This window comes from Flavobacterium sp. J27 (assembly GCF_004303025.1).
GTDB lineage: Bacteria > Bacteroidota > Bacteroidia > Flavobacteriales > Flavobacteriaceae > Flavobacterium.
This window is the reverse complement of record NZ_PJQW01000002.1, coordinates 333,492-344,656: the sequence shown is the minus strand read 5'-3', so window position 1 is coordinate 344,656 and position 11,165 is coordinate 333,492. Positions and strand designations below refer to the sequence as shown.

13 protein-coding genes are annotated in these 11,165 nt (G+C 30.4%); 4 read left to right on the top strand and 9 right to left on the bottom strand.

What is annotated here, in order from left to right; translation table 11 throughout:
* The 4 genes from CX675_RS20105 to CX675_RS03600 form a co-directional block, all read right to left on the bottom strand.
* Positions 1-634, bottom strand: a 634-nt coding sequence (locus CX675_RS20105; RefSeq protein ID WP_240723583.1) for an AMP-binding protein, incomplete at its 3' end; no start/stop codon positions are given.
* A gap of 1 nt (position 635) precedes the next feature.
* Positions 636-1,535, bottom strand: a complete 900-nt coding sequence (locus CX675_RS03610) for an alpha/beta fold hydrolase (protein WP_130733851.1) — start codon at positions 1,533-1,535, stop codon at positions 636-638.
* Entirely contained in the window at positions 1,535-3,856 is a 2,322-nt protein-coding gene (locus tag CX675_RS03605; RefSeq protein ID WP_130733850.1) for an FAD-dependent monooxygenase, read from the bottom strand. Before CX675_RS03605 ends, CX675_RS03610 begins: the two co-directional genes overlap by 1 nt.
* A gap of 56 nt (positions 3,857-3,912) precedes the next feature.
* Positions 3,913-4,518: a flavin reductase family protein gene (locus CX675_RS03600; protein WP_130733849.1), complete on the bottom strand. Its 606-nt coding sequence runs from the start codon at positions 4,516-4,518 to the stop codon at positions 3,913-3,915.
* A gap of 270 nt (positions 4,519-4,788) precedes the next feature.
* Between CX675_RS03600 and CX675_RS03595 the strand changes: the two genes are divergently transcribed.
* Positions 4,789-5,208, top strand: a complete 420-nt coding sequence (locus CX675_RS03595) for a hypothetical protein (RefSeq protein WP_130733848.1) — start codon at positions 4,789-4,791, stop codon at positions 5,206-5,208.
* A 143-nt stretch (positions 5,209-5,351) separates the two neighbouring features.
* Complete coding sequence (locus CX675_RS03590; protein ID WP_130733847.1) at positions 5,352-5,750, top strand: DM13 domain-containing protein; 399 nt, start codon at positions 5,352-5,354, stop codon at positions 5,748-5,750.
* A gap of 7 nt (positions 5,751-5,757) precedes the next feature.
* Here CX675_RS03590 and CX675_RS03585 read toward each other — a convergent pair whose 3' ends face one another.
* Positions 5,758-6,651, bottom strand: coding sequence for a LysR family transcriptional regulator (locus CX675_RS03585; RefSeq protein ID WP_130733846.1), 894 nt, complete (start codon positions 6,649-6,651; stop codon positions 5,758-5,760).
* A gap of 99 nt (positions 6,652-6,750) precedes the next feature.
* Between CX675_RS03585 and CX675_RS03580 the strand changes: the two genes are divergently transcribed.
* Positions 6,751-7,344 carry an NAD(P)H-dependent oxidoreductase gene (locus tag CX675_RS03580; protein WP_130733845.1) on the top strand — a complete coding sequence of 198 codons (594 nt, stop codon included), beginning with the start codon at positions 6,751-6,753 and terminating at the stop codon, positions 7,342-7,344.
* Between the two features lie 2 nt (positions 7,345-7,346).
* Positions 7,347-7,637 carry a putative quinol monooxygenase gene (locus tag CX675_RS03575; protein WP_130733844.1) on the top strand — a complete coding sequence of 97 codons (291 nt, stop codon included), beginning with the start codon at positions 7,347-7,349 and terminating at the stop codon, positions 7,635-7,637.
* Between the two features lie 174 nt (positions 7,638-7,811).
* On the opposite strand, the gene CX675_RS03570 is transcribed toward CX675_RS03575, so the two are convergent.
* The 4 genes from CX675_RS03570 to CX675_RS03555 all read right to left on the bottom strand — a co-directional run bounded on the left by CX675_RS03570 (position 7,812) and on the right by CX675_RS03555 (position 11,134).
* Entirely contained in the window at positions 7,812-8,189 is a 378-nt protein-coding gene (locus CX675_RS03570; RefSeq protein ID WP_130733843.1) for a VOC family protein, read from the bottom strand.
* 119 nt (positions 8,190-8,308) lie between these two features.
* On the bottom strand, positions 8,309-9,169 hold the full coding sequence (locus CX675_RS03565) for a hypothetical protein (protein WP_130733842.1): 861 nt from the start codon (positions 9,167-9,169) through the stop codon (positions 8,309-8,311).
* A gap of 68 nt (positions 9,170-9,237) precedes the next feature.
* A complete protein-coding gene (locus CX675_RS03560; RefSeq protein WP_130733841.1) occupies positions 9,238-10,632 on the bottom strand; it encodes an alpha/beta hydrolase in 1,395 nt (464 codons plus the stop codon).
* A gap of 16 nt (positions 10,633-10,648) precedes the next feature.
* Positions 10,649-11,134 (bottom strand): phosphoribosylaminoimidazolesuccinocarboxamide synthase, encoded by a 486-nt coding sequence (locus tag CX675_RS03555; RefSeq protein ID WP_130733840.1) that lies wholly within the window; start codon positions 11,132-11,134, stop codon positions 10,649-10,651.
* Positions 11,135-11,165 lie beyond the last annotated feature (31 nt).

Here is an 11,165-nt window from a genome sequence, read left to right as displayed (position 1 = left end):
CTTTATGAAAATGGGCTGTCATTTTAGGTAATCCAGTAGTTCCAGAAGTAAATCCTATAATACAAACATCATTACTTTTTGAAGCATAGTTTTGAAATGTTTTGGGCTTTGTTTGCATTAATTGTTCCAAATCGTCATTATTGTAAAAGCACTTCTGTTTTAAAAAAGGAGAAGCAACTACATTGAGTTCGTCTGCCAAATCGCTATCAGATAATGCGATACTGATTTCGGCACAATCAATAATTGTACTAAGTTCTTTTGCGCGGAGTAGTGGCATGGTTGCAACGACAATTCCACCCGCTTTAATGACAGCAAACCAACAAGCCACCATCATAGGGTTATTAGCGGATCTTAGTAAAACCCGATTACCAGAAACTAATCCTAAATTATCAATTAAAACATGAGCAATTTGATTTGCTTTTTCATAAACATCTTGATAGGTCCATGTCTCTTCGAAAGTGCGAATGCAAATAGCATTTCCATTGCCGTTTTTGATATGTATATCTAATAAATTTTCTACGCAATTTAAATTTTCAGGTCTTTTAAACTGAGGTAAATCCAAAAAAGAATACTGAGGAAGTAACTCTTTAGAAGGTAAATTATCGTGTGCAAAATTATCAATATACGTTTTCATTTTAAGCGTTTAAAAAGTTAACAATGGAACTAAAATAAAGTTCGTAAGCATCAAGCCAACCATAATGTCCGCAGTTTTCCATTAGTACCAATTTAGAAGTTGGAAAGGCTTTGGCAATTTCGGAAGCTGTTGCTACAGAAATAATATCGTTTTTACCTTGCAAAATAAGAACAGGTTGCTTAAAATTGGTAAAAGCATGAGAGCAGTCGTATTTAATTTCTATCAGATTATTAAAAACTAATGCATTTATTTCTGTATTTACTTGAGTTAATCTCTCAGCAATAACAGGAGCTTTAGATTTATCATAGACATAGGCGAAAGCAAGATATTTAGCACTTTGTTTGGCGGTTACAACTGAATGATCTCCATTTGTAATCTTTCTTTGATAATAAGCAAGACTATCTAATTGTGTTTGAGTCAAATTATTTTCTAATCTTTCCTCAATATTTGTTGTAAAATTCATGTTTACACCACCAGATGAGGAAAAAATAAGCTTATCAATTCGTTCTGGGTATTTTGAAGTATAATACGTTGCCAAAATACCTCCAAAAGAGTGACCTAAAATAGTCCATCTTTCGATTTTGAGATGTTTTCTTAAGTTTTCTAAATCTTCTACCATAACATCCATAGTAACAGTTTCTGAATTTATATTTTTAAGCGTTGATTTTCCGGTTCCTCTTTGGTCATAAATAATAGACTTATAGTTTCTTTTAGCTAATTCATTTGCTAAATAACTAAATCCTTCAGAATTCATACCAGGACCACCATTAATTATAAGTATAGGCTTACCCATACCCAAAGTTTGATAATATAAATTGGAATCATTACTTTGAATGGTTTCACATACTTGTGAAAAATTTAGAAAAGGAATTAGGAATAAATAAATAAGTAGCTGTTTCATTATGATTTCTTATTACTTTTAGGTTTTAATGCCTTTTTCATTGCTTCTGTTTGTTTTCTTTCGCTTCCTTTTAAAGGATATAAATGAGATACTCCCATGAGATATGGATTTGGTATTTCTTGGTCTTGAAACCCTTCATAAGCTTGTGCATTTCTTACAAAATAAGGATCTAATAGTAGCGGTCTACCTAAAGCAACTAAATCGGCTCTACCATTTAATAGTATCGTGTTAATTTGGTCAATATCCTGAATATATCCAGCTGTAATGGTAGGAATAGCAACCATGTTTCTAATAGTATCAGAAAAAGGAGTTTGCCACATTCTGCCTGTCAGTGGTTTTTGATTCGCTACGGTATTACCTGTGGAAACATTAATAATATCTGCACCAGCCTTTTTAAAAGCATTTGCGATATAGATTACATCTTCTTCAGTAATTCCGTTTTCTGTCCAATCTGTAGCGGAAATACGAACAGAAATTGGTTTTTCAATTGGAAAAACAGCTCGAATAGCATGAAAAATATGAAGTGGAAATCGCATACGATTTATGATACTCCCGCCATATTCATCTGTACGAATATTGGTTAATGGAGACAAAAAAGAAGCTAATAAAAAACCATGATGTGCTTGTAATTCAATCATATCAAAACCAGCTTCATGAGCGTTTTTTGTTGCTTGAATGAATTGTTCAGTAATTTCATGCATATCTTCTGTATCCATTTCTTTTGGAACAGAAGTATTTTCTGTAAAAGGAATAGCTGAAGCTGATAATACATTCCATTTTTCTTTTAATTCTTCGGTTTCCCAAGGCTTTTTAGTAGCTCCTTTTCTTCCGGAGTGTCCTAATTGAATGCCTATCTTACATGAAGTATATTGATGAATGAAATTGGTTATTTTTTTCCATTCATGGACTTGTTCTTTAGTGTAAATACCCGCACAACCTAAAGTAATTCTACCTGTTTCAGATATCGCAGTCATTTCTGTGAGAATCAATCCTAAACCACCTATAGCACGAGAAGTATAATGTTGGAAATGCCAGTTGTTTACTACGCCATCAATCGCAGTATATTGCCCCATCGGACTCATAACAATACGATTTTGTAATACTAAATCGCGGAGTTTAAAAGGAGTAAAAGCAGCAGGCATGTTGACTGTACTTAAGGCAACGTTTTGATTTTTAACATTGCTATTAAATTCTTGTAAAACTTTATCTGTAAAGGATGTATCGCGAATGCGTAAGTTTTCATAAGTTACTTTTTTAGATCGAGTCATACAGCCGAAGGCAAATTGATAAAAATCATGCTGTATGTGTCTATCCATATTTTCAAACCAATCTAGCGATACATTAGCTGCATATTGAATCATTTCAACTGTATTTCTTCTGGTTTTTTCATAAGATTCAAAAGCTGTTGTAATCGCTTCAGGATGTGCTACAATGGCATCAGATAAAGCAATGGCACATTCCATGGCTAATTTGGTTCCAGAGCCAATAGAATAGTGGGCTGTAGCTTTGGCATCGCCTAGAAGAACTATATTATCTTTATACCAATTTGTATTAGTTACATGTGGAAATTGTCTCCAATGTGATTTATTGGTAATCAAAGCATGACCTTCTAATTCGTCTTGAAATAAAGCTTCTAGTTTTTGAGTAGTATCTTTTTCGTCATAAGCATCAAATCCTAATTTTTCCCAAGTTTCAGGTGCACATTCAAAAATCCAAGTACTTCTTCCTTCTTCGTACTGATACGTGTGTGCAGCAACTGTACCCATGGGTGTTTTTTTGAAAAAATAGGTAAAAGCATCTAATGGTTTGGTCGAACCCATCCAAACAAATTTATTCTTCTTCAGTTGGATTTGTGTACCAAAATGATCCTCAAACTGACTTCTTATTGTACTACTAATGCCATCACAAGCTACAATAACGTCTGAATCTTTAAACGGTTCTAGATTTTCTATATTAGTTTCAAAGTGTAAACGAACGCCTTCTTGTTCACAACGTAAGTGTAATAATTGTAATAAAGTTTTTCGGGAACATCCACAAAAACCATTTCCAGCGCTACTCACTTGCTGACCATCTCTTGCTATAATAATATCATCCCAATATGCAAATTTGCTTCGTATCAACTCATAGGATGGCATGTCTTTTTTTAAAAATTCGCCTAAGGTTTCATCAGAAAAAACAACCCCAAAACCAAAACTATCATCTGGTTTATTACGCTCATAAACATCAATTTCGCAATCAGGTATTGCTTTTTTGGTTAATATTGAAAAATATAGTCCACCAGGACCACCACCTACAACTGTTATTTTTAATTTTTTAGCCATTTTAGTATTGTAAAATTTGCTTCTAAAATTGTATAATTTTTAAATAAATGTGTTTCTTATTTTCTCTTTATAGAAAAAATTTCTCCTAATTTTCCATAATTAGAACCCGCTAATCTCGCAATAGGAGTGTAGGTTTCTAAATTAATTCTATTATTTTCCATTAGAATGGAATCATCGATATGCATCGTAATTATTTTACCAATAACCACACAAGCACCACCTTTAGAATCATTATCAATAAAATAATGGTGTATCATTTCACATTCAAAATGAACTAAACTATCTTTAACTCTTTTGGGTAGTACAGCTACGGAATCAATAGGTGTAAGGTTAGCCAATTGAAATTCGTCTATTTCAGCTCCTACACTTTCTGAAGTAAGATTCATTTGCTCTACTACATTTTCAGTAACCAGATTTACTACAAACTGTTTGTTTTCGAGCACATTATTCAACGTATCTTTATTGGTGTCATTATCTCTACGGGTAGAAAATATAACACAAGGAGGATCGCTACTTACCATATTGAAATAGGAAAAAGGAGCCAAATTGTTAATGCCTTTTGCATCAATAGTTGAAATCCATCCTATAGGTCTTGGGATAATAGTACCCGTTAGAAGTTTGTAAAGAACCGAAGGATCGGTTTCTTTGGTATTGTATTGCATTAGTGTTGTTGTTTTTACAAATTAAGTAAAATTTATGCTATTTTTTTAAGAATATATAAATAATTACTAAAAAATATTAAATACATAGTGTTGTTTACAGTGCCTATAACTATAATGAGATTATTTCTTTAAGTAAGTTTTTGAAAATGAACCAACAAACATATAATAGTAGAGTTTATTTTTAAATAACCATTTATTAATGTAAACTGTTTTTAAGTTACTAAGATATTTTTGTAAATTTGAAATAATACAAACAAACATTTTAATAACATGAAAAATTTAAAAAGAGCTGTTTTAGCGTTAGCCTTAGTACTATTTATTTCTTGTGATAAAGAAGAAATAAACGAAACGAATCATTTAGATTCAAAAGCATTACAAACTAAAGAAGCTACGGCGAGAACAACTGAAGTACGTTTTGATGTATACATTAAATTAGTTACACAATCAGGACAAGAAATACCTGCAAGTACTTTACCAGGTTATGGTGCAACAAATTTAGAAACAGGAGATTTCTATTATGATTCACAATATGAGCCAGGTTTATTTGAAAGTTTGCCAATTGGTACGTATCGCTTTATTGCTAGAGATGGTTATTGGGATGGTGCTTCATCTGCGATTGTAGATGTAACTCCAGAAAACGAAGAGCCAGAAGGATGGATTTATGCAACCTTACATTATTGGTCAGAATAATTAAATCCAGATTTAATTAATACAATGCTAAAGGGAACTAAACATAATTAGTTCCCTTTTTTATTGAAAAAGAGCGTTATGTTAGCTTTCTAACAATAAATAACATACAAATGATGTATTTTTAAGGTATAAATTTAATTGTTATGTTAAAAAAAATAATACTATTGTTACTAATTGTTTTCCTAAATGGTTGTAATAAAGAAGATGATGTAAGTAACGAGCAAATAACACAACCACAAGCTTTGAGCAGTGGAATTTTTGAACCAACCAGCGGAATAAATGTAATGGGCAGTGCTACCATTTATAAAAATGGGACACAAAGAAATGTTACATTAACAAATTTCAGTATTTCCGAAGGACCAGATTTAAAAGTGTATCTTTCAACTACAAATGTACCTAATACTTTTATCAGTTTAGGCGATTTAACTAGTGCCACTACCTATACTATTCCACAAGAAACAGATTTAAATGTATATACTTATGTTTTAATACATTGTGAAACCTATAATCATTTGTATGCTATTGCTTCATTAGAGGAATAATATAGGGTTACATTAGTTCCTTAAAGATCTTTTTAATTAAATTAATTTCTTCTATATACATCGTTTTTTTTCTTGTAGCAAAATGTAAGGTGTTTTGTAAAGGTGTTTTTCCATGCCAAATAAGTTGGATTTGTTCGTTTTCGATTTCCTTTTTACACAAAAAATCAGGAACCACTGCTAAGCCTTTACCACTACTTAGACATCGTACTATAGAGTTTAAATTAGGTACAATATAATTGGGACGAAAATCAGCAGACTTTCCAAAGTTTAATTGCCAAAACCGTCTTAAATGTTCCATGTCTCCAGTTGTGCCATACCACTTTTGTTGTTTTAACCAATTTTCAGTGGCAAAAACATCATTTTTTGCTAAAATGGCTTCTAAATCATTAGTGTCTATTTCATTTCCTCCCACAAGAATAATAGTTTCTGAAGAAAAGGCCTCATAATCGAGTGTATTTTTGGCTACCATTTGAGGAGTAATAATCAAATCTAAAATACCTTTTTCTAGATTTTCTATCATTTCTGGGTATTCTCCAAATTGAATAATTACGTTAAAAGGTAAGGTAGATATATACTGTTCTAAAGTAGTTTGAAAGGTTTCAAAACACATACCAATACTAATAGTAGGTGTATGCTTTTCAGTACTTCTTTGGAAAATTTGCTCGGCTTCTTCTAATTTACATAACGCATCTAAAGTAAAGTTATACAATACTTTTCCTCTTTCGGTAGGTACCATTTTTCGTCCCGTTCTATCAAAAAGCTTATAACCTACATAATTTTCTAACGAACTTAAATGTAAACTTACACCAGGCTGAGAAATAAATAAAACTTCTGCTGCTCCAGTTAGTGTTCCTGTTTTGTATACAGCTTTAAAAGTGCGATACCATTCTAGATTTACCATTTTAACTATTATAATTATAATACAAAGGTATTAATTATCTTATTTTTATAATAGTAAAAGCCTCTGTAAATTTGTACTGTAAAATTAAATGAACACAAAATGACAAAAATATTTATTATTAATGGAGGCCAAAAGTTTGGTCATTCAGGAGGCAAATTCAATGAAACAATAGCCAATGAGACAGCTACATTTTTTCAAAATAATGCAAATTTTGAAGTAAAAACTACTGATATCAATACTATTTATGATCCAGCAGAAGAAGTAGCTAAATATGTTTGGGCTGATGTTATTATTTATCATACGCCAATTTGGTGGTTTCAATTGCCATTTGGTTTTAAAAAATATATAGATGAAGTTTTCACAGAAGGTCATGCCAAAGGAATTTATCTAAGCGATGGTCGTTCTTCTGCAAATCCAACTATAAATTATGGAACAGGAGGGATGTTACACGGTAGAAAATACATGTTAACCACGTCGTGGAATGCTCCTAAAGAAGCGTTTACTTTACCAGGTGAATTCTTCAATCAAACCAGTGTAGATGACGGACCATTATTTGGTTTCCATAGAATGAATGCATTTACAGGAATGACTTCCCTTGAAAGCATGCATTTTCATGATGTTGAAAAAAATGCAGATGTTCCAAGAGATGTAGCATTATATAAGGCTCATTTATCGAAACTTTTTTTAAATTAATTATGAAAGTCTATATCACAGTCGTTTTAACAGCAAAAGATAATACCAGTGAAATATTAAAACAACAGTTACTTACTTTAACTGCGTTTTCTAGAAAAGAAGCAGGTTGTTTACAATATGATTTGCATCAAAATGCTAAAAACTCTAGTGTATTTGTATTGCATGAAGTATGGGAAAATGAAGCTATTTTAGAAAAACACAACCATCAAAAATATGTACAAGCATTTTTTTCTTTGGCTCCTAATTTACTAGAAAAAGATCCCGAAATTATAGTAACACATCCTTTAGCATAAATTTAAAAAAGGAGTTCTATATACCACGGAACTCCTTTTTAAATTATAACACTTTTTTTACCAAATAGTATACTATAATAAAAACGATAACAGTACCAAAACATCCGAATTTTGTTTTTTTAGCAGCAAAAAGAGCAGCAAAAAAGGCAATTAAATTTTTCATACAAATTATATTTAAGGTAAACGAAATTCTGGATTATAAATTAAACCAATTAGATTATCCCAAGGATCTTTTACAGTAGCAACCATTATTTCACCACCTACATTTTGTGGAGCTTCATCTGAAGTAGCACCATTAGCAATAAAAAAATGATAGCTTTCTTCTATATTTTCAACACCCCAAAAACAACTCACATTAGGTACTTTAGCAGAAGGTAGCTCTTCGGGCTGAAGACCTAATTCGTAACCTCCAATATTGAAACCAATGTAATAAGGTTCGTCAAAATAAGGTTGGGTTTGAAATACTTTACTATACCACGCTTTGGCTTCTTCTAAACGAGCAGGATTAATTTTGTAAATGACTGTGCGAAGTCCTAGAATTTTATTTTTCATTATTTATTCGTTCATTTGTGTACTAAGATAATGAAAAACAATTTGTTTGGTTCACTAATAATTCTAAAAGATTACCTATTAGGAATATAAATTGAATTTAAAAATAGTAGAACGTGTTTTTATAAAGATTTTTTTACTACTTCGTAATGATATTCAGAATAATATAAAGAAACAAAATTTTCATAACTTAAAATAGTATCTTTAATCTGATTAGAATAATTTACAACATTGTATTCCTCATTTACTTTTCTAATTTCAATAATTTCATTGTAATGATGATAATATAAAACAGGATAATCTGTTCTGTATTTTAGATTTTTTAGATAACTATATTGCGAACTTGCCTCTGTAATTGAAGCATATTTTTTTAAATATATATTTTTCTTAGATACTGGATTAAATTCATAGACTAAAATTTCTTTGGATTGAGTTCCTTGATAAAAATTCAAGTATTTTTTATTATCAAGATGAGCATATAATGCTTTGTATTTAATTTCTGAATCAATTTCTTCGATTCTTTTTTCCAAGTATTCTGAAATAATATAATTACTATGAAATATCATTGAAGAGGTAATTCTAGATGGAATTCCTTTATCATTAAGTGCAGGCTTTATTTTTTTAGATTTATTTAAAATGTCTGCATATTCATTAACTAATTTTAAAGTTTTTGCAATAGTTATAGTATCATAAGGATGCTTTCTATTAATAAGTTTTGTAAAATGTAATTCTCCTTCTTTATTAATTTCAAAAAATAGAGTAATTTTTTTATTGTAACAAGGTTCTATTTTGTCTAATTTTGAAGTTATTAAACTTCTATTAAAATCTTTTATGAGCTTTTTTTCTGAACAAGATTGAATGTCTTCAAAACTAGAATTAACAGTGTCGCAATCTTCAAAAATAAAAGGTCTTTTTAAAGAATTTGTTTGTGAATAATTCCAGCCAGTAAGCAATAAAGTGAGTAAAAGTAATTTTAATTTCATAGGTAGGGTTGATGTAAAACGTATTGTTGAACTTCACAATAATTATACCATTAAAATATTCAAAAGAATTAAATTCTAATTTTTGTCTTTAGAAAATTTCCTTTTTCATCTAAATTTAATTTATCATTACCCAGTAAATAATAAATGCCATTCTCTATTTTTATTCTACTTTTAAAACCCTCATCATCAGTAATGAAAGCATTTGTTTTGGCAATTTGGTGCCAACTCTCTTTATAAAAGGAAAAGACAAAAATATTGTGCCACCAACCTTCATTTGTTTTTGAAAAGACAATAATTTCGTTTGCTTCATCATGGTTTAAATCATCAATAGGAGTTATAAAAATTCCTAAACATCGATTAAGTTGTATCTCAGGAATCTTTTTAGAGAATGTTATCGTTACATCTCCTAAGTATTCTATTTGATTGGTGTCTAATTTTTTTTCTAGCATAACAAATGCAGAATCGGGTATTTTATCATTATTAATATTACCTATTGAAAATGAATGAATTTCTTTTGAAACTAATTTTTCATCTGTTTGTTTACTTAAATTTTTATCAATAAAAGCAATGACTTTTTCAAAATAGCCTTCGCCATCCACTTTCCAAACATTTAAATGGTTGGCCTGATCTATTTCTAAGAATTCTTTTTGTAAACTAGGAATGGCTGCATAGTTTTCTTTGGCATATTGAATATGAATTCTTTGGTCTTGGTTACCGTGAACTAATACAATTGGTTGGGTAATCTTTTCACAATAGGCAATAGGTTTGGCTTCTTCAGGGTTAAAATTGGCTATTTTTCCAGCACGATGCACTAAATAATGGGTGAGTGGTTTCCAATTAAAGCCCAAATGAAATCGGAAATAATCATGAGTAATGGTTTCAAAATCGGTAAACGTACTTTCAATTATCCCATAAGCTATTCTTTTATCGCTACCCATAGCTTGTAAACCAATGGCACCTCCCAATGATTGTCCCCAAATACCAATAGGAGTTGTTATTTTTTCTTTTTGAATTAAATAATCAATTAATTTCGAAATGTCTTTTTTCTCTTTTACACCAAAAGTACAATGTGTGCCACCACTTTGTCCGTGCGCTCTTAAATCAACGGCTACAGCATGGTAACCTAATAGAGACAAGCGTTCACTTAACGCTACAAAATGTTCTTTTCTTGAACGGATACCGTGTAGTAAAATTACAGTTCCTTTGGTAACCGTATCATTGGAATAGGTTATGTAACAGGATAGTGGAGTACCATCAAAAGAAGGTATTTGCAATGCCTTTCCATTTAACGAACTATTTTTAAAACTTTCTGTAGTTTGTGGCGGTTGTTTGCTTTTAAAACTTACAATCAGTGGATTTTTAATTTCGGTAATAAACCTTGGAACATAAAAATGCAAAAAAAGAAACCCTAAAAGCACTACAGAAATTAGACTTAAACGAATAACTTTTCTCTTTTTCTTCATTTATGAATAAAGTAATTTAAGATAATAATTTTTCTTCAGTCATTGTTTTTATGGCATAATCAGTTTCAATAGGACCACTTTTTAAATATCCTGGAAGCATAATTAATCTTTTTTTAATCTTGCCTTTTTCATCTTCAAAAAATACTTCAAATCTAGTACGTGTTATTCCATTAACGGCTTTTTTTAAACGAACTTCTTTAATTTTATCTCTTTCAATGACAGAAGTTGTAGAATTGTTTATACTCGTTACTATACCATAAATAAGTATAATTCCAAACAGAGCTGAAACCACCATTTGTAAGGTGTTATCAAGTTCGTATCCTTTGTATGCAAAATAAAAATTTACAAAAGCAATAATTGTATAAATAAATAATATTTTTCCTATGTGGTTTTCAGGACTTGTTTGCAAATTACTAATACTAGCATCTTTAGTAAGTACAATTTTATCTGGTAAAATATGGCAAAAACCAGTCTTAGTTTTGATTTTTTTTTCGTCTGCCATTACATAATTTAATTTTAAGTAAAAATAATAT